Origin of the sequence: Wolbachia endosymbiont of Cantharis cryptica (assembly GCF_964277405.1) — a bacterium.
In the GTDB taxonomy this organism is placed as follows: domain Bacteria; phylum Pseudomonadota; class Alphaproteobacteria; order Rickettsiales; family Anaplasmataceae; genus Wolbachia.
Genome location: NZ_OZ195521.1, coordinates 676,802 through 696,454, shown reverse-complemented (window position 1 = coordinate 696,454; position 19,653 = coordinate 676,802). Strand labels below are relative to the sequence as shown.

Annotated in this window: 18 protein-coding genes and 2 pseudogenes; 10 read left to right on the top strand and 10 right to left on the bottom strand. The window is 35.6% G+C overall.

Annotation, left to right across the window (positions count from 1 at the left end):
• Positions 1-53: 53 nt before the first annotated feature.
• Positions 54-775: pseudogene (locus ACICP6_RS03395) on the bottom strand (transposase); the annotation flags it as partial.
• A gap of 147 nt (positions 776-922) precedes the next feature.
• Here ACICP6_RS03395 and ACICP6_RS03390 point away from each other — a divergent pair.
• From ACICP6_RS03390 to ACICP6_RS03380, 3 genes are read left to right on the top strand one after another with little or no spacing between them, the layout of a single operon-like run.
• Complete coding sequence (locus ACICP6_RS03390; RefSeq protein ID WP_395462616.1) at positions 923-1,672, top strand: tetratricopeptide repeat protein; 750 nt, start codon at positions 923-925, stop codon at positions 1,670-1,672.
• Positions 1,650-1,952, top strand: coding sequence for a tetratricopeptide repeat protein (locus tag ACICP6_RS03385; protein ID WP_395463615.1), 303 nt, complete (start codon positions 1,650-1,652; stop codon positions 1,950-1,952). Before ACICP6_RS03390 ends, ACICP6_RS03385 begins: the two co-directional genes overlap by 23 nt.
• Entirely contained in the window at positions 1,933-2,244 is a 312-nt protein-coding gene (locus ACICP6_RS03380; protein WP_395463614.1) for a hypothetical protein, read from the top strand. The genes ACICP6_RS03385 and ACICP6_RS03380 overlap by 20 nt, the downstream gene beginning before the upstream one ends.
• Positions 2,245-2,282: 38 nt before the next feature.
• Here the strand turns inward: ACICP6_RS03380 and odhB are convergent, their stop codons facing one another.
• From odhB to ACICP6_RS03360, 4 genes and pseudogenes are all read right to left on the bottom strand, one after another.
• Positions 2,283-3,455: a 2-oxoglutarate dehydrogenase complex dihydrolipoyllysine-residue succinyltransferase gene (gene odhB, locus ACICP6_RS03375; protein WP_395463613.1), complete on the bottom strand. Its 1,173-nt coding sequence runs from the start codon at positions 3,453-3,455 to the stop codon at positions 2,283-2,285.
• Positions 3,456-3,549: 94 nt separating this feature from the next.
• Positions 3,550-3,732 (bottom strand): annotated as a pseudogene (locus tag ACICP6_RS03370) (hypothetical protein); the annotation flags it as partial.
• A gap of 9 nt (positions 3,733-3,741) precedes the next feature.
• A protein-coding gene (locus ACICP6_RS03365) for an IS5 family transposase (RefSeq protein WP_395462624.1) occupies positions 3,742-4,531 on the bottom strand; the annotation gives its coding sequence in 2 pieces (ribosomal slippage) (positions 3,742-4,269 and positions 4,271-4,531; 789 coding nt in all).
• Positions 4,532-4,924: 393 nt separating this feature from the next.
• A protein-coding gene (locus tag ACICP6_RS03360) for an IS5 family transposase (RefSeq protein ID WP_395462622.1) occupies positions 4,925-5,751 on the bottom strand; the annotation gives its coding sequence in 2 pieces (ribosomal slippage) (positions 4,925-5,364 and positions 5,364-5,751; 828 coding nt in all).
• Positions 5,752-6,644: 893 nt separating this feature from the next.
• Here ACICP6_RS03360 and ACICP6_RS03355 point away from each other — a divergent pair.
• Together ACICP6_RS03355 and ACICP6_RS03350 are read left to right on the top strand one after the other, a co-directional pair.
• On the top strand, positions 6,645-8,336 hold the full coding sequence (locus tag ACICP6_RS03355) for a recombinase family protein (RefSeq protein WP_395462683.1): 1,692 nt from the start codon (positions 6,645-6,647) through the stop codon (positions 8,334-8,336).
• Positions 8,337-8,348: 12 nt separating this feature from the next.
• Positions 8,349-8,690: a helix-turn-helix domain-containing protein gene (locus tag ACICP6_RS03350; protein ID WP_395463655.1), complete on the top strand. Its 342-nt coding sequence runs from the start codon at positions 8,349-8,351 to the stop codon at positions 8,688-8,690.
• A 118-nt stretch (positions 8,691-8,808) separates the two neighbouring features.
• On the opposite strand, the gene ACICP6_RS03345 is transcribed toward ACICP6_RS03350, so the two are convergent.
• Positions 8,809-9,609 (bottom strand): YgfZ/GcvT domain-containing protein, encoded by an 801-nt coding sequence (locus ACICP6_RS03345; protein ID WP_395463612.1) that lies wholly within the window; start codon positions 9,607-9,609, stop codon positions 8,809-8,811.
• Between the two features lie 159 nt (positions 9,610-9,768).
• Between ACICP6_RS03345 and groES the strand changes: the two genes are divergently transcribed.
• From groES to ACICP6_RS03330, 3 genes are all read left to right on the top strand, one after another.
• Positions 9,769-10,062, top strand: coding sequence for a co-chaperone GroES (gene groES / locus ACICP6_RS03340; protein ID WP_395463611.1), 294 nt, complete (start codon positions 9,769-9,771; stop codon positions 10,060-10,062).
• Positions 10,063-10,163: 101 nt separating this feature from the next.
• Positions 10,164-11,807: a chaperonin GroEL gene (gene groL, locus ACICP6_RS03335; RefSeq protein WP_395463610.1), complete on the top strand. Its 1,644-nt coding sequence runs from the start codon at positions 10,164-10,166 to the stop codon at positions 11,805-11,807.
• A gap of 755 nt (positions 11,808-12,562) precedes the next feature.
• Positions 12,563-13,543 carry a hypothetical protein gene (locus ACICP6_RS03330; protein ID WP_395463609.1) on the top strand — a complete coding sequence of 327 codons (981 nt, stop codon included), beginning with the start codon at positions 12,563-12,565 and terminating at the stop codon, positions 13,541-13,543.
• A gap of 6 nt (positions 13,544-13,549) precedes the next feature.
• On the opposite strand, the gene miaA is transcribed toward ACICP6_RS03330, so the two are convergent.
• Positions 13,550-14,443, bottom strand: coding sequence for a tRNA (adenosine(37)-N6)-dimethylallyltransferase MiaA (miaA, locus tag ACICP6_RS03325; RefSeq protein ID WP_395463608.1), 894 nt, complete (start codon positions 14,441-14,443; stop codon positions 13,550-13,552).
• A 75-nt stretch (positions 14,444-14,518) separates the two neighbouring features.
• Here miaA and ACICP6_RS03320 point away from each other — a divergent pair, with 75 nt between their 5' ends.
• Positions 14,519-15,019, top strand: a complete 501-nt coding sequence (locus ACICP6_RS03320) for a hypothetical protein (RefSeq protein WP_395463607.1) — start codon at positions 14,519-14,521, stop codon at positions 15,017-15,019.
• A gap of 267 nt (positions 15,020-15,286) precedes the next feature.
• On the opposite strand, the gene ACICP6_RS03315 is transcribed toward ACICP6_RS03320, so the two are convergent.
• The 3 genes from ACICP6_RS03315 to ACICP6_RS03305 form a co-directional block, all read right to left on the bottom strand.
• The gene (locus ACICP6_RS03315) at positions 15,287-15,766 is read right to left on the bottom strand and encodes a hypothetical protein (protein WP_395463606.1); all 480 of its coding nucleotides are present in this window, start codon (positions 15,764-15,766) and stop codon (positions 15,287-15,289) included.
• 283 nt (positions 15,767-16,049) lie between these two features.
• A complete protein-coding gene (gene dut / locus ACICP6_RS03310; RefSeq protein WP_395463605.1) occupies positions 16,050-16,511 on the bottom strand; it encodes a dUTP diphosphatase in 462 nt (153 codons plus the stop codon).
• 1,250 nt (positions 16,512-17,761) lie between these two features.
• Positions 17,762-18,493, bottom strand: a complete 732-nt coding sequence (locus ACICP6_RS03305) for a hypothetical protein (protein WP_395463604.1) — start codon at positions 18,491-18,493, stop codon at positions 17,762-17,764.
• Between the two features lie 347 nt (positions 18,494-18,840).
• On the opposite strand from ACICP6_RS03305, the gene ACICP6_RS03300 reads away from it, so the two are divergent.
• Positions 18,841-19,630, top strand: a protein-coding gene (locus tag ACICP6_RS03300) for an IS5 family transposase (protein ID WP_395462624.1) whose coding sequence is annotated in 2 segments (ribosomal slippage) — positions 18,841-19,101 and positions 19,103-19,630 — 789 coding nt in all. Because the reading frame shifts where the segments join, the coding sequence is not laid out codon by codon here.
• Positions 19,631-19,653: the final 23 nt, after the last annotated feature.

Here is a 19,653-nt window from a genome sequence, read left to right as displayed (position 1 = left end):
ATTTTACTTCAAAAATGGCTTAACTTCCTCTCTACTTTTTCTGGGTAAGGTCAAAAATCAAAATCTAGTTCGCCAGATAAGATCCGTTCCCATAGCTTGCTATAATTTCTTTTTTGCAAGCGAAAAATAAAGTCTACTTTCAAATCATAATGCTGCTGAATGAATTTTACTGAAGGATAACCACGATCATAGATAAATAATAGTCTCTCTTGATTTAATGAACGCATTTGAGTGACAACTTCGGGTAATTGCTCTTCCGCCAACGTTTGTTCGCCTATATTCCAAGCTGCAAGACGAGCACTGCAAATCAGTGAAGTACACAAATCAACAAACAAAGACACTCTTGCCAATGGTGGCATTGTGCCTGTTGTTCCATTTGGTTTAAAACGGCCAAACTCGGATACAATTTCTTCAGAGTTGGGTAATCGAATACCAGAGCCATCTGCTGCAATAAGTCTATAGCCTCTCCAGGTTCCATACTCAGGCTCATCTTGATAGGCTGTTTGGATGCTTAGCTCTAATAATTCTTTAAAACCTGTATTTATATCTTGCTTTAGAAAAAGCTTGCTTTGAGGGTGGAACTTAATGGATCCATAAGTTCACATTCTATTCCTAAACTTTTCTTAATTAACTTTAAAATCATAGAAAATACTGTCGTAAAAGGAAGTTTTCTTGTTCGTGTGAAACTGTTTTTTCCAACACAATGGATTCTCTGAAAAGTTTTCGAGTATATTATATTTTTAATTTGTAGAATAAGACTTTTTCCTTTTTGCATGTTTCACCTAAAAAGGACACATTTTAGACTTCTTTGTTGAAATAAAACAGAAACAAAAGTGCTCTTTATTGCAGCTTTTGGGTAATTTAATGGTAAAAATTTTAGAGAGAATTTTTATATACAATCACTGACATTTTCCTTAAGTTGATGCCATTGCCTGAACATTTTGGAGTAGCTATTACACTGACAAACCTAGGTGCAGCTTATGGGGATTTAGGCAATCCTCAGAAAGCTAAAGAGTTGCTTGAGCAGGCTTTAGCAATTCAAGAGAAACATTATGGTTTTGACCATTTTGAAATCGCTATTATACTGACAAATCTAGGTAACGCTTATGGGGATTTAAGTAATCATCAGAAAAAAAAGGAGTTGCTTGAACGAGCTTTAACAATTAACAAGACACATTACGGTTCTGATCATTTCAAAGTTGCCAAATTGCTGACAAACCTAGGTAATACTCATGGGGATCTAGGTAATCTTCAGAAAGCAAAAGAGTTGCTTGAACAGGCTTTAGCAATTCAAGAAAAACATTATGGACCCGGTCATTTTGAAGTAGCTATTATACTAGAGAACCTCGGCACTGCTTATGGGGATTTAGATGATCACCAAAAAGCTAAAGAATTTTTTGAACGAGCTTTAGCAATTAAAGAGAAACTCTTTGGGCCTGATCATTTTCAAGTTGCTGTAACACTGACAAACCTTAGTATAGTTTATCGTGCTCTGGGTAATTTTCAAAAAGCAAAAGAGTTGCTTGAACGGGCTTTAGCAATTCAAGAGAAATATCACGGCTCTGATCATTTTGAAATGGCTAGGACACTAGCAAATCTAGGTAACGTTTACAGGGATTTAGGTAACCCTCAGAAAGCAAAAGAGTTGCTTGAACAAGCTTTCCACCCTTAAGGGACATTATGGCTCTGATCATTTTATAGTTGCTAAAACACTGGCAAACTTAGGTAACGCTTATGGGGATTTAGATAATCATCAGAAAAAAAAGGAGTTGCTTAAATTAACTTTAGCAATTCAAGAAAAACATTATGGACCTGAACATTTTGAAGTGGCTATTACACTGACAAATCTCGGTAACTCTTATGGGGATCTAGGTGATCATAAGAAAAAAAAGGAGTTGCTTGAACGGGCTTTATTTATCCTTGAGAAACATTGTGACTCGGATCATTTTTGAAGTTATTATTCAACTACTGGCAGAACTAAGTATTAATTATGGTGCCTTAGGTGATGATCATAAAAAGAAGCAACTTGAACAGGCTTTTTTATCTAATGTTAAGAGACATTACAGCTATAATCATTTTCAAGCTGCCATAACAATAGTAAACCTTATTAACACTTATGGTGCTCTAGGTGACCGTAAGAAACAAAAGGAGTTGATTACACGGACCTTATCCATCTTTAAGAAACATCGCGACTCGAATCACTTGGAAGTTGCTAAACTATTGGCAGAACTGGATGACATTTAGGTTTTTAGCAATACTGAATTAACAACAACTCATTTGAGCTACACTTCCAAAACTAATCTATTTGGATCTTCTATGTAATTTTTTATTTTGACAAGGAAAGTTACTGCTCCTTTGCCATCAACTATTCTGTGATCGTAAGAGAGAGCAATGTACATCATAGGTCTGATTTCTACTGCATTACCAACAGCAACTGGCCTGTTTTGTATTGAATGCATTCCAAGTATTCCAGATTGCGGAGGGTTTATTATGGGAGTAGAAAGGAGCGAACCGTATACTCCGCCGTTTGAGATGGTAAATGTTGCACCTTCCATTTCTGACACTTGCAGCTTACCTTCGCGAGCTTTTTTGCCAAGAGCAACTAAAGTCAACTCAATTTCCGCAAATGACATCTGATTAGCACTCCGAATAACCGGCACAACAAGACCTTTATCGGTGCCAACAGCAACACCTATGTCATAGTAATGTTTATATATGATCTCATCGCCTGAGATTTCAGCGTTAATTTCAGGGATCTCTTTCAATGCTTGCACCGCTGCCTTTATAAAAAACGACATGAAACCCAATTTTATTCCATATTTTTTTTCAAAGGCGTCCTTATATTTCGCCCTCAGATCCATCACATTTTTCATGTCAATTTCATTGAACGTGGTCAGTATCGCAGCAGTATTTTGCGAAGCCTTCAAACGAGCGGCAATTACTTGTCTTATTTTGCTCATTTTTACTCGTTCTTCTCTTCGTTCTCCACTTGCTACACTTTTTGGCAATTCGTATTGTTTTATTGCAGGTTGTTCAGCTTTGTTCATATGACCTATCACATCTGCTTTTGTTATTCTATCCCCCATGCCAGTTCCTTTAACGTTTTCTGCGCTGATTGCATTTTCCTCCATAATCTTACGAGCTGATGGAGCATCTTTTTTAGCAGAACTTTCGCTTTTATCTTCTTTTCTCGCTTCCTCTTTTACTTCTCCCACGGAAAACTTCGCTAACAATTGATCAGGACTTATCACATCATCTTCTTTTACAAGAAACTCAGTTATTTGTCCTGAAGCTTCTGCAGTTAACTCGAGTGCTGTTTTGTCAGTTTCAATTTCAAAGATTAAGTCATCTACTTTTACTGCTTCACCAATATTTTTCTTTATTTTTACTATACCTTCCGTAACTGATTCACCACCAAGAGTTTTTGGTGCTCTGATTTCTATAATTTTGTTCATAAAACAACCTTTCGTACAAACTTGCTATAGATTTATACATGAAAAGAGACATGTAATAAACTAATAAATTTATTTAGGATTAAAAAGGAGCCTCTTACAGCTTATCTTTGATTAGTCTAACCCATGCATGCCAATCTCTCTCACCAAGATTGCTTTCAAAAGATAAAAGATCCTTTACAGCTTTTGAGCAAATTTCCTCACTCGGAATTGATAACTCCCTATTCATTGCTAATGTTAAACATTGAGTTTTGCACGCTTGTTCTAAATGATATGTGTAAGAACCTGTTTAAAATCTTCGCAATAAGAGAGAAACGAAGGAAAGAACGACCATTTGTAGGCTAGTATTGAGTTTTCGCTCACAGTTTTTCCACAATCGCCTGCATTTTTCCAACCAAGCAAAAGACCGCTCAACAACCCATCTTTTTGGCAATACAGCAAAGGTATGTAATTCGCTTCGTTTTATTACCTCAACAGCTGCACCAATAGTTACTTTTATTTGTGTTGCAAAATTTTCTCCTGTATAGCCAGCATCAACGAGTATATTTTTGACTTCAGAGAGGTTTTCTTTAGCATTTCCCACCATTTTTACAGCACTGCTACGATCAGTTGCTTCTGCCGTTGTTATATGAATTGCATGTGGCAAGCCCTGTGTATCAACTGCGATATGACGCTTTATACCTGAAATCTTTTTACCTGCATCATAACCCTTTCTTTCAGCAGTATCTGCGTTTTTAACGCTTTGAGCATCAATTATGCAGAAACTGGTTTTCTCTTTCCGACCATTGTTGATACGGACCTCTCCAACTAATTTTTTTTAAGACTAATTCCAACAAACTTGGTTCTTCTCCATCCTTTTTATTCCACATTTGAAAATAATAATATATGCTCTCCCACCTTGGAAAATCTTTTGGCAACATCCTCCACTGGCAACCACTTTTTAGGACGTATAATACTGTACAAAATACATCATATAAATCAAGTTTTCTTGGTTTTGTTTTCCTCCTGCTACTCTCCAGAATTGGTTTGATTTTTTCAAATTGCTCTCGACTTATATCACTTGGATAACTTTTTCGCATAGATATACCTCATTCTTAATCTACCCCTATTTTACCTTATCCTTTCGAGATTTTAAACAGGTTCTAAAACATTGCTTCTTCGGCCACACGTTATTGATCCATTATAGAACTTATGTTTTTTAATTACATAATATCTTAACTATAAAAATAATTTTCTATATAATGTTTCAAATGTTTTAAAGCTTAAGTTTCATGTTATTATGAATATAGATTTTAACATTATAAACAATATGATAAACATTAATACAAAAAAACAAATAACAGGATTCTTCGTATATATTATTGGCTTTTCAGGAAGTGGTAAGCTTTCTACAGCAATAGAATTATCCAATATGATAGACGCATTGATCGTAAACAGCAATTTTTCCAACAACATTAGACTTCTTTCAAAATTCACGTAAGGAGCTCAAAATTGTGGATAGCAGCAATCAAATTAAATCTTAAACCAAAACGTTTTCGTCGGTTTCTATATCTATCGGAAATGATTTTAAACCTTTTTAATAAGCCAATTACGTTTTCAACAATTGCCCTTTGGCTCATAAGTGTTCTGTTCTCTTTTTTTTGTTCTTTGCTTAACGGATTCTTTTTCGTTTTCCTGTGAGGTAATACAACATTTTTATGTATTTTTTGCATTCCTCTGTAGCCGGCATCAGCTAAGATTTTAGTTTCCGGCAATATTGCTACCTTTGATTCCCTAAATATCCGAAAATCGTGTTTCCTACCTTTCGAGAAAGATGTACATATTACTTTTTTACTCTTCTTCTCTGCTACTACTTGCGTTTTTATAGTATGCCTTTTTTTCTTTCCAGAGTAGAAGCATTTTTGCTTTTTTTTGGCCTCTCTACTGGTGTTTCAGTTCCATCTATTACCAAAACTTCATATTCTACATTACCCTTTAATAGCTCTTTTTTTCCCGGTAATGAAAAATCTGGATGTTTTATTAGCGTGTCTTCTACCCATCTTATTATTTTGAAACAGTTACTTTCACTCATGCCATAACTTTGACCAATGTGGAAATACGTTCGATATTCCCTCATATATTCTAATGCCATAAGCAACCTATCTTCTACGCAAAGTTTGCTTTTTCTTCCACTTCTAGCTTTTTTTCTTTTATCCTCCTCATCCAAAATTTCCACCATTCGCTTAAATGTTCCCTTTTTTTCCCCTGTTAAGCGCCTAAATTTCTTTCCTTCCAACTTTTCTATTTCTTTATATCTCATACCTTAAAATATCTGATTTTATACTTCTTTTCCCTTGTTTGCCAATTTTGAAAGAAGTCTATTGTTCAACCACTTGGTGTACTCATTTAAAGTTAAGTTTTCTGGATCCAAGACTGGGATGATATCTCTTTTGCTAATCTTAAGAAACTTACTAAATAGAAAAAAAGGCAAAAGAAGCCCTAGTCACTGTCTATTTTCTGTATTGGCGTTTTTTAAGTCTTAAACGCTGCAATTTAGCGACTTTTAAACTGCAACAGACCCTTAGCTTAGATGCTAAGAAATTTACTAAGCAGAAAAAAGGCAAAAGAAATCCCGTGTTTAGATAGTGCTTACTCTCTAATCCTGCAAATTGGCGTACTATACTGTCTTAAACGCTTTATAAGCGCGTTTCAGCTTGTGTAGGTAAAAACCTAGAAGTTTTTTTAAAGACATACGGTGCACATAGTGCAAAAAATTAAATATGACACGCCAGATATACTAAGTTTTTTTGTCGTTTTATCTGCACAGACTGAAGATAAACGATCAATCACCTTAATACCCCCTTCAACAATCAAGTAGCCAAAGAAATTACAGTTACAGATCCAACACATCCACTGTTTGGCAAAACTTTTCCCGTATCATCTTTCAGTTCAACAGCCTACAAAGGTGGTAATGTATCTGTTATTTATCGTGATAACATCACTCTACATATTCCATTTTTTTCTACTAACTTAGCTAGTAAGCAAGATTTTCTCACCAGCAAGTTAACATGGACTTCATTATACGAGTTTGTTTCTATAGCAAAGGAGTATAAATTATGCCATGTAAACCATGTCAAGTGTGGCAGAAAATGCCGCAACGTTTTAAGTCAGAAGTTTTAGAAAATATATTATTAGTATCCAAAGAGGTTATCCATGAGTACATCAGAGCTAATCACAGCACAACATTTAGCACGCGAAGCAATAATTTACATCAGACAATCAACACATCATCAAATATTAAGCAATCAAGAAAGTCTAGAGTTGCAGTATGCGCTGAAACAAAGGGCAATTGATCTTGGCTGGAAAGCTGATAGTATTATTATAATTGACACTGATCTTGGTATAACTGGTGCTAGTGTTGAAAAGCGTGAAGGATTTAAAGAACTTGTTACTAAAGTCACTTTAGGAAAAGTAGGAATCATACTCTCTTATGATGTAACCCGTTTATCACGGAATTGCTCTGATTGGTATCCGTTACTGGATATATGTGGCTATAAACAGTGTTTAATAGCTGATCGGGATGGTATCTATGATCCTGGTAGCATTAATGGTCGGTTGTTACTGGGTCTAAAAGGGCAACTTGCTGAAATGGAATTATCTACTATAAGAGCTCGACTAAATGCTGGATTATTGAATAAAGCAGCACGAGGTGATTTAGCCTTGTCTCTTCCAGTTGGCCTTGTTCGTTACCTAGACGACTCAGTACATAAGGATCCTAATCTTGAAGTTCAGCATCGTATTAAGCTTATTTTTGAGACTTTTCTAGAGAAACGAGCAGCATCAAAAATTCTAAAGCATTTTAATGACCATCAACTTACTATTCCTAGATATGACACATTTAAAGAGCTGCAATGGAAAAAACCAACACGTGGAAAAATTCTCTCGATACTTAAAAATCCAGCTTATGCTGGAGCATTTGTTTATGGTCGTACTAGAAGTCATAAAATATTCTCTGCTGAAAAAACAACAAAACGCATACCAATGGAAGAATGGAAAGTTTTAATAAAAGATAAATATCCAGCTTATATAGATTGGGAAAGCTTTATAAAAATTCAGATGATACTAAAAGACAATTATGCAAAGTATAAATATAATAGCACGCGTGGTATAGCTAGATCAGGAGAAGCATTATTGCAGGGAATAATCTATTGTGGAGAATGTGGATACAAAATGACAATGCGATATAAAGAAAGAAACTATTATATGTGTAATTACCTGCAACGAAAATATCATGAACCTGTATGTCAGCGTTTACTAACTGATATTATCGATTGTGCAGTGGTTTCTAAATTTTTTGCAGCACTTAGTCAAATCGAATTAGATGCTTATACTAATGCTATTGATTCACAGTCACAATCTGAACAAGCGCTTAATAAAGTACATTTGCAACAATTAGAACGTCTGAGCTACCAAGCTAAGTTGGCAGAACGACAATTTAATCAAGTTGATCCTGATAATCGTCTTGTAGCTGCAGAACTTGAAAGACGTTGGGAACAAGCATTAAATGAACTCAAGCAAGCGGAAATTACTTTTGAACGTCAATGTCCAAGCAAACCTGCTCCTCAGTTATCTGAAGAACTGAAAACAGTATTTTTAGATATAGGTAAGAAATTGCCTGAAATTTGGAATAAGTCAGTTCTGTCAAGTCAACAGCAAAAATCCTTTCTTCGTTGCATAATTGATAAGGTAGTAGCACACCGAATCAAACGCGATTGCTTACAAATACGTATTGTATGGCATGGTGGAGAAACTACTACTTTTCATGTTCCTACTCCAGTAAAATCCTTTTATGAATTAACCACAGCAACAGAAATGGAACAGCTTATAATAAAATTAAGTAAGTAGGGTAAATCAGATATAGAAATTGCCAAGTACTTAGAAAAACAAGGATATCGCTCTCCAAAGAAAAATGTTGTTTTAAGAAGTACAGTCGAAAGTATTCGATTAAAAAATAATATTTTTCGAAAAAGACATCAACCATATCTTCTTGCACCTGGCTACCTTACTGTTACACAAGTTGCAAAGATCCTCAAAGTTTCTAGGAATTGGCTCTACCATAGAATTAATAGTGGCAAAATTAAAATGCGAAAAGATGATAGTAAAGCCAAGGGCAAATATTTATTTGAGGATAAACCAGAAACTATTAAAATTCTGATGGATTTTAAAAATGGCAAATTCAACAATATAAATTTTTTATAGGAGTATCAACATGCATAGTCAAATAAATAGCTTCAGTATCATGATAAGAGGACTGGCGGAGTTTGTCAAGTGGTTTTTAGCCCCGCTTTTATATGCGCTACCTTAAGGTTTTAACCTTTCACAACATCTTAACACACCTAACCCCATTGGCATATAAATTTGCATGACTCTTTCCAGTATAAAGTAGTGCAAGTCCAATGTTGTCTACACTAGAACGCAGTTCCCCTATTTCTTCATTATTTTCATTTGTCACTTTAGTGCCGATATTGGGCAGTGTGCCACTCCCCTCAACAAGATAAAGTTTTCTTCTGAATATTTCTTGTCTCCTCATTCGATTTACAACTTCCTGACCTATATAGCATCCTTTGCTAAAGCTTATACCGTTTACCTTATCGATTAAATATTGCAGCGGAAACGATGAATTTTGTACCATATCTTTTGCTCCATCTGGAACGAGATTTTGAATTCTAACTTTTTCATATTCAGTAGAATCTCCGACTGGCTCCTTCATTTCACCCTTATGTATTATCCTCATTCCCAACGATTTGTGCCTTGGATCTTGAAAAATAACTTGTGACTCACTACTACACTCCGTTGACTTAGTATTAAACAAAACTCCAACCTTATATAGCGCACTAACGTCTTTAATCTTCACTCTCAAATAAGTTTTAAGCAAATCTAGTTTTTCTATTATTTGCTGCAAGTGCATATTTTCGCATTCCAAGAGGATATATTTACCGTATTCAATAAGAAAAAAATCGTATAGATATTTTCCCTGGGAGCTAAGTAATAAAGAGTAAATAGCTTTTTGGCTATTCAATTTATTAATATCATTTGTTATAATACCCTGGAGAAAATCTCTAGTATCAGGCCCATATAGCACTACTACACCACGATTCGGCAATGGTATATAACTCATAAAACTTCTATAAATAAATCTAAGTTCTATTATACAGCATTAGACTATTTTCAAAGTCATTCTTTACCTTTTCGATATTTTACAAGTTTCAGCCCTTGAAATCTAACTTACGAGTATATATATAAACTTATAGGTTAATTTGTTGATGAGGAAAAACAAATGTCAAATGTAAACTTAAATGTATTGGATGATAGTGTGCTAGTAAAGCCTATCAGCGAAAAAAAGCAAGGTGGGATCGTAATTCCATCGAACGTTGAAAAGAAACCTACTAAAGGTAAAGTTATAAAAATTGGTAAAGGTTCACGCAATTCAAGTGGCGAACGCATAGCTTTAACTGTAAAAGATGGTGATACAGTGCTATATCGCCAATGGACTGGTACAGAAATAGAACATAATGATGAAAAGTTTATCGTGATGAAGGAGTCCGATATACTTGCTATTGTTAATGAGTAGCAGTCTTTATTTTTACTAAACTGAAACAAAGCGCAATATAGCGCATTGTAAATGATTTTATTATAGTTTTCTAAATTTTTTTTTAACAAGAGGTGATAAAAATGACTAATGTAGTAGTATCAGGTGAGCAGTTGCAAGAAGCTTTTCGTGAAGTTGCAGCAATAGTAGACTCAACGGTAGCAGTAACTGCAGGGCCCAGAGGAAAAACGGTAGGGATTAATAAGCCCTATGGAGCACCGGAAATTACAAAGGACGGTTATAAGGTAATGAAGGGTATCAAACCTGAAAAACCATTAAATGCTGCAATAACAAGCATCTTTGCTCAAAGTTGTTCTCAATGCAACGATAAAGTTGGTGATGGCACAACAACGTGTTCAATACTAACTAGCAACATGATAACGGAGGCTTCAAAATCAATTGCTGCTGGAAACGATCGTGTTAGCATCAAAAACGGGATGCAAAAGGCAAAAGATGTAATATTAAAAGAAATTATGTCAATGTCTCGCACAATTTCTTTGGAGAAGATGGATGAAGTAGCACAAGTTGCAATAATTTCTGCAAATGGTGATAAGGAGATAGGTAACAGTATCGCTGATTCCGTTAAGAAAGTTGGAAAAGAGGGTGTTATTACTGTTGAAGAAAGTAAGGGTTCAAAAGAGTTAGAAGTTGAGCTTACTACTGGTATGCAGTTTGATCGCGGTTATCTTTCTCCGTATTTTATTACAAACGATGAAAAAATGATTGTGGAGCTTGATGATCCATATCTATTAATTACCGAAAAAAAACTTAATATTAGCGAACCTTTACTTCCTATTCTTGAGGCTGTTGTTAAGTCTGGTAAGCCTTTACTTATTATTGCAGAAGATATTGAAGGTGAAGCATTAAGAATGTTAGTCATCAACAAATTGCGCGGTGGTCTAAAAGTTGCTGCAGTGAAAGCTCCAGGTTTTGGCGACAGAAGAAAAGAGATGCTCAAAGACATAGCAGTTTTAACAGGCGCTAAGCACGTCATAAAAGATGAACTTGACATCAAGATGGAAGATCTCACGCTTGAAGATCTTGGTACTGCTAAAAATGTTAAAATCACTAAAGACAATACCACAATTGTCAGTGAAAATAGCGACTCTGACAGCGTGAAAGCTAGAATCGAACAGATCAAGTCTCAAATTGAAACTTCAACTTCTGATTATGATAAAGAAAAGCTAAGAGAGCGTTTAGCAAAATTATCAGGTGGTGTTGCTGTGCTCAAAGTTGGCGGAGCAACTGAAGTAGAAGTTAAAGAACGTAGAGATAGAGTTGAGGATGCACTGCATGCGACAAGAGCTGCAATTGAAGAAGGTATAGTTCCAGGTGGTGGAGTTGCGCTTCTTTATGCTTCATCTGTTCTTGATAAGCTAAAAGGTGGAAGTGATGAAGAACAAATAGGTATAAATATTATCAAGAAAGTTCTCAGTGCTCCAATCAAAAGATTAGTTAAAAATGCTGGTCTTGAGTCTGCTGTTATAATTGATTATTTGATTAAGCAGAATGATAAAGAGCTTATATATAACGTTGAGGTCATGAATTACGCTAACGCATTTACTGCCGGTGTTATTGATCCAGTAAAGGTGGTCCGTATCGCTTTTGAAACGGCTATATCTGTTGCAAGTATGCTTATTACTACTGAATCTATGATAGTTGATATACCAAACAAAGATGAAAACGCTTCATCTCCTATGGGTGCAGGCGGTATGGGTGGATTCTAAGTAAATGAAACCTTGGAGCAATTGCTCCCGTGTGGCTCCAAAGTTGTCATGCGTGACACACAACTGTAAAAACATTGTGATGTGAGGGCAACTTCCGCCAGAACCCAGTGCTCCAGCACTGGGTTCCATGCAATAGACTTCTTGCATAAAAACTTTTGGCAGCGCGTTGGAAAAACGACTTGACAAACTCCGCCAGTCCTTTTATCATGGTACTGAAGCTATTTATTTATCTTCGCAATCTGTGCAGGTTAATGACAAAAAACTTAGGGTATTTGGCGTCTCATGTTTAATTTTTCGCACTACGTGCACCGCATGTCTTTATAAAACTTCTGGGTTTTTACCCATACAAGCTGAAACGGGCTTATAAAGCGTTTAAGACATCAAAAAACGTCAAATTGACAAGGGAGAATTTGAATGCTAGCTACCGCGGGGTTTCTTTGCCTTTTTTCCTGCTTAGTAAATTTCTTAAACACTTGCGATGTAGGTTAGCTGCAAATTAAAAGTGGCTAAATCGCTCTTAATCAAGCGTTTTAGAATAAAAAGAACGCCGATATTTTAGTACATGGTAAATAGCCAACCATCACGGGGTTTCTTTTGCCTTTTTTTTATTTGGTAAATTTCTTAATGTTTATAGCTAAAGTAATTTAGGCTTACCCCTAACTATATTTGCTATCATAGGGTTTATAGCAGGTATTTTATTGAATTATTAATAATTTATGATATAATTAATTATGATGTTAATAGTTTAAAGTTCTATGACAGGAATAAATGGTACCAATCCAGTAGCTACATTAATGGCTCAAGCAAAAAATGTTGATTTTAGTCAGCTAAGAGCTGGTAAAAAGAATACCTCAGCGAGCTCTGGTGAAACAATGTTCTTAGATTTTCAGAGAATGGGTATTGTTATTAACGGTAAAATTATAGACAAAATTTTAACTAAAGCATTGATAAACAGAGATAAAAAAGAATTTGACAAAATTTGGGAAGAACACTATGAAAATCTAGAAACTCCCGCTGATAAAAAAACTGACCAGGATAAAAAAACTGACCAGTATAAAGAGGAGGTTAAAAGATTTTACAATCTAGGCAAAGAGTACACTCACCTATTACCGAAAGAAGGAGATGAAAATAAAGACTACCGACTGCTTGCAAGGCAAGTTTTTATAGAGCTATTTAAATATGCTGGAGCTCAAATTCCGAGCGATCCTATTCTAGAAGAACTAATCACTAATTGTAATCAAGCAGGGTATGAATCTATATATGCACCGTTTATGGCTGAACTCTTGACTAAACATGCATTATTTATGAATGTTAATGGCAGTAATGTTGATAGAAAAGTGTACATTGATTGTAGAAATTCAAATTCTGTAAAAGTCGAGTGTAAAACTACAACGATACTTGTAGATATTCTCAGAGAAAATAGAAAAGCAATATTTAATATGTCGCTCTCAGTAGGATTCACACTTGAGTCTCAAAATGATAGAAATGATGGAAATGTGAAATACGGAGGTGGCAAATTGTCACTCAAGGTTTCCCGAAAATTGAGAGATTACAAAATTGATGGCAGAAATTTATTTGATGTCATTAAGGAGTATTTTTACGAATTCTGCGAGAAGCTAGGATTTAAGTTTGAAACAGAAATAAAACACAATTTGGGTAATCCACTAGAAGTAAACAGCTATCTGAAAAATGTAAAACCTCCTGTCCCCAGTAATGAACATGGAATTGTGCCTTGATAACGATTAAAATATCTCGAACTCTATTGGTTTGTTTGCACAATCAATTACTTCAGAACTCGGAAATTGATTTTTAAACCAGGTATACTGGCGTTTCGCATAGTGCCTTGTGTTAGCTTGAGCGATTTGTATTGCTTCATCTAAAGTGATCTCACCTTTCAAGTACTTCATAATTTCCGGCACTCCATGTGCCTTCATAGCTGGCAAATGTGGAGCTAGGTTCATACTAAGTAGCTTTTTTACTTCATCAATCGCTCCATTTTCAATCATTGTAGTAAAACGAAAATTTATTTTTTGGTATACATCTTCACGTTCAGGCAGAATTGTATATATCTTAAAATTATTGAATAAAGGAGGCTGTCTATTTTTTTGCCATACAAAGATTGATTTGCCAGTTTCAGTGATAACTTCAAGTGCCCTTGAAAGGCGGTGCGAGTCGTTCATAAATACTTTGTCTTGAATTTGCGGGTCTTTACTGAGCACTAACTTGTAGAACTCTTCTTTACTTAAATTTTCCCTTAATTCACTTACATTTTTTCTTACTTCCTGGCTTATTTTTGGTATTGATGATAGGCCTTTGACTAAACTGCTGGTATAAAGCCCACTTCCTCCAGTGATGACAGGTATTTGTGAATTTTCTAGCGCGTTATTGACTTCCTTCTTCAAATCCTCTAACCACAGACCCACAGAATAATTCTCTTTTGCTGAAACATAACCATATAATTTATAAAATTCTTCTTGCTTTGGCGGTTGAGCAGTAATTATGGGAATTTCTTCATATACCTGCTTTGAATCACAATTTATTATGCTAATATTATTATATCTTTTTATCAGGTTATCGCATAATTCTGATTTACCTGAAGCTGTAATTCCTGTAATAATTACTATATTGTTCCTCATTTATATTAAATTAATTAATATATGATAGGGTGTAGTAAAAATTTAGGTTCTACAATCTAAAATTAGGAGATTTTTATGGCAGAAGATAACAACAATAATTCGTTTACTAAGCGTTTTGCAAAAAAGACTTCTAGTGATGAAAATTCCGGCAGCAATTCAGGAGGAGGATTCGCCAGCAGATATTCATCTGGAAATACCAAGGAGCGTGTATTGGGAGAAAAAGGCAAAATTTCTGAGTTGGCAGGTAAAAGGCCTGCCCCTCAAGAGGCTTTTTCTGAAAGTGCAAGTGTAAAACGCACAAAGATAGAGGAAGAAACTGATGATGGAGAAGGATCTTTTGCTAAGAGGACAAGGAAAAGTAGATCAGATCTCATATATTTAGTGCGTGGTAAAGATCGTGGAAAATCAGCGTGGCACTATGTATTGGTTGATAGCAAAAAAAGAGAAATGTTTCTTGCAAAAAGCAGAACTGGCTCTATGGATGTTGCAGATTATGGAGAGATTTTATATTCAGGATGGGGAGAAGATCCTCCACAAGAAATAGTTGATAAAATCAATGAAGAGTTTGGGCTGTAGCAAACCGCGGTGGACTTTGCATTCGTATGACGGGAATCACCTATTGAATTGTTTAGTGAGTGTTTTGCCACCCGTACCATACTACATGTGCAACTGTGCAAAGCGTTTAGGACAACGCTCCCGCCTGCAAAGAAAGTAGATGAAATAAGACAATTTGGCTTGCAAAAATAACCTCTCTAAGTTATTGAACTTTTTGGGATACAATTCAGGGATTTTCTAGAAGAACAGAAGAGGCAGACTTGGTCTACCTCTTTTATACTTAGCTGTCTAGTCTTTTCCTTCTCCTTTTCCTTTAGTAACTTGTTGAACAACAACTTTTTCTAAATAAGTGTTAAACACCTTACCATCAGTTTCTTCGGTGCCTAAACCTAACGCTTTCAATAGATCACTTTCATTTATTGCAACATATTTACCATCGTCACCTTTCATTTCTTGTGACTTTATAGATAAGAACACAACATCGCCTTGCTTTGTACTCTTCTCACTTGTAACGATAACATAGTACTTTTTGCCTTCTGAGTTAGTGAAATCTATACGATATTCACCTACCACAGCATTACCTTCTTTATCCTTATTTTGGTTGTTTGCTTCTATATACTCACGCTCTTTTTCTGTTACTTGTAACATTGCTTTACTATCCTTAATAACAATCTTCGGAGCTTTCAGCTCAGATATTTCATTGTTTTTGTTGATAGCATAAATTGCTAAACCAATTAGTGCAACAGCAACGGCTGCTAATATACCCATTCCAAGTGGTGTAGCTGCAAAAGCTGCAAGTGGAGCTAGAAATTGAAGTTGAAGACACCCAATAAGGTGATGAAAGTGCTACTGCTGCGCCTATAGCATACAGAGTAGTAAGTACAACAAGTGCAGTGTTCATTTTGTGGAGTTTACCATGATAGTTTGTCAAAGTTAACATAAACGACCTCGTTTAATAAATTATTAATATACTTAAAATTATATGTAAAAAATCACTGCAGTCAAGAAACTTTTAATGTAAAAACTAACTGACAGACAGCGTTTGCATACACTACCTGCCACTTGAGCCGAATCCCCCTGCATTTCGGTCAGTTTCTTCTGTACAGAATTCTTCTGTATCATCCCAAATTACCTGAGGTACAGGAGCAATAAGGATTTGTGCAATTCTATCTCCCCTTTTTATTTCGTATGGTTGATTACCTAGATTAATTAGGCAAACTTTGACCTCGCCTCGATAATCAGAGTCTATAGTGCCCGGAGAATTTAAGACAGTGATCCCATGTTTTGCAGCAAGGCCAGAACGCGGGCGAACTTGTCCTTCAAAACCATCTGGTATTGCAATTACAATTCCAGTTGGAATAAGTAATCTTTCAGATGGATTTAAAATCACAGAGCTATCCAGTGCAGCATAAAGATCCATACCAGCACTCTGCATAGTTGCATAGTATGGAAGAGGCAGGTCTTCTCCGTGTGATAATTTTTTTATTTCTACTTTAATTTTACTTCTTTGCACTATACCTACCAAAGCTCAAGTTATAGCATGTAAATTATATGCGCAAAAGTGATAAATGCTACATCGTCTGCTATGCAAATTGCCCTAAAACTTTAAACATCTATACAGTTGTAAGCAATAGACTTCTTGCATAACAAACTTTTGGCAGCGCGTTGAGAAACGACTTGACAAATTCCGCCAGTCCTCTTATCATAGTACTGAAGCTATTTTATTTAACTTCGCAATCTCTGCAGCGGATTAAAATGACAAGAAAACTTGTATTTGGCGTACTATTGTTTAATTTTTTGCACTATGTGCACCGTATGTCTTTATAAAATTTCTAGGTTTTCAAGCTGAAACGCGCTTATAAAGCGTTCAAGACATCACCCAACGTCAAATTTTAAAATAGAGAGTGTAATAACTAGCTACCACAGGTTTTCTTTGCCTTTTTTTTCTGCCCAGTAAGTTTCTTAAACATTTTAGCTAAGGTTAGTTGCACTTAAAAGCAGCTAAATTGCAGCGTTTAAGGCTTAAAAACGCCAATACTGAAAATAGACAGTGACTAGGGCTTCTTTTGCCTTTTTTTTATTTGGTAAATTTCTTAAATATTTTCTTAAATTTTATAGCTAAACTACAACCGTCATTCCGCTACGTGTTAGCGCCGCGGTGGTATGACGTAGGGGTTTCAGCGCGTGACGCTGGAATCTAGATGCAGCCACTTATTTAAAGTTAAGTTTTCTGGATTCCAGAATGGGATGACAAAAGGAAGGAGCACTGAGATGACAACGAAGGGCTACTGGAATTACACCATTTGCTGTGCAGTTCACCCTCAAAAATGAATGTTCGTACAGCTATAGCTAAAGTGGCTTAGGTTTACCTACAATTTGAAAAACAACAAATTCGTCATACCGCTACTCGTTAGCGGAATCTATGCTGAGATACCGCGAATGAATCGCGGTATGACGTAGGGAAACCTTTCTTGGGTTAGCTATATGTGCCAAGCACTGCCGTCATAAAGTGAACCAGTCTTGCATGACATCTTTCTTCTTGGTACAAATTATTTTATATTTTAATGTTTGTACAGTACGCGCTAGAATGACAAAGAGGAATGGGCTACTGATGTAAGCAATGGTTATGCAAGAAGTTCAATATCAAAGCCTAGCACTAAAATGGACGAACCGAAAGAAGTGCAAGTAGGTGGAGATATGCTGAAAGTATCTTCTTAACTGGGAGTGTATAGTTCATAAAACCTCACCAAGGCTACCCTAGAATTAGAGCTGTCGTGTGCTACTGTGTTGCTCTATAGACAATATTCCACCGTCGCCAGAGAGCAAAGTTCGTACTGATTCACTTTGTTCCAAGCTTTCAATTGCTTGTTTTTTATCAGGTTCAGTGCGTGCGTAAAAGCCAAGTTGGAGATCTACACCTTTTTCCTCTTCAAGAAGTGTACATTGAAAGCCAAAACCAGCAGCAAAGCCCTCTGTTTTATTAAGAAGATTTCCAGCAAAGATTCCCTTCATAGTTACATTGCGATCATCTGTAGTTGTTCGTATTATTCCTTTACCGTCTTTGACATCATCATTTGCAATCCTTGCTACAACAGTTCGATCTATAGCTTGTTTATCTTTCATTACTCTGGATATTACTTCTATATCTGGTTGGCCCTCATCCTGTTGCTCTAATTTATCAACTTCTCCTTTGATACGTTTTTTGTACTCTTGTTCATTCTCCACTTTAACTTCATTTACTTCTATACTTGTGTCTTTCTGATCAAAGAAATCTTTATTGATGTAATAAAAAATAAGACCAGGTATTAGTGAAGTTGCTATATTTGATATAATGCACGGAATTAAAATTATGGCGGCAATAATATAGATGAAGATTCTAGCTATAAACTTTGCCACTTTAGACAATCTAGAGTCGTTTTTTTGAGCACTAACAGCATCCAAAAAAAAGATACCGTCTCGCCAGTCAACAAGAAAATTATAAAAACTGAATCTCAAAAGCTGTATTGTAAAATCAAAAAGTACTTCCAACTTTGTAGCGGTATAGTTAAAGTATATGTTGATAAGTAAGTTTCTGCTTGTATATATAAATATAGCTCTTTCTACAATAATCCGAACAGATCATAATAATACACTGCTGTCCTCCTGGCTTATAATAGCTATAAAGACGTTTTCACCCCCGTTCGGACTATTATAAGAAGGGCTATAACTAATTTACTTATCAACATATACACTAACCAACTATATTAAATAAATTTATATAAAATACTATTTTATATAAGAACCTGTTTAAAATCTCGAAAGGATAAGGTAAAATAGGGGTAGATTAAGAATGAGGTATATCTATGCGAAAAAGTTATCCAAGTGATATAAGTCGAGAGCAATTTGAAAAAATCAAACCAATTCTGGAGAGTAGCAGGAGGAAAACAAAACCAAGAAAACTTGATTTATATGATGTATTTTGTACAGTATTATACGTCCTAAAAAGTGGTTGCCAGTGGAGGATGTTGCCAAAAGATTTTCCAAGGTGGGAGAGCATATATTATTATTTTCAAATGTGGAATAAAAAGGATGGAGAAGAACCAAGTTTGTTGGAATTAGTCTTAAAAAAAATTAGTTGGAGAGGTCCGTATCAACAATGGTCGGAAAGAGAAAACCAGTTTCTGCATAATTGATGCTCAAAGCGTTAAAAACGCAGATACTGCTGAAAGAAAGGGTTATGATGCAGGTAAAAAGATTTCAGGTATAAAGCGTCATATCGCAGTTGATACACAGGGCTTGCCACATGCAATTCATATAACAACGGCAGAAGCAACTGATCGTAGCAGTGCTGTAAAAATGGTGGGAAATGCTAAAGAAAACCTCTCTGAAGTCAAAAATATACTCGTTGATGCTGGCTATACAGGAGAAAATTTTGCAACACAAATAAAAGTAACTATTGGTGCAGCTGTTGAGGTAATAAAACGAAGCGAATTACATACCTTTGCTGTATTGCCAAAAAGATGGGTTGTTGAGCGGTCTTTTGCTTGGTTGGAAAAATGCAGGCGATTGTGGAAAAACTGTGAGCGAAAACTCAATACTAGCCTACAAATGGTCGTTCTTTCCTTCGTTTCTCTCTTATTGCGAAGATTTTAAACAGGTTCTAAGATCGGATGGTA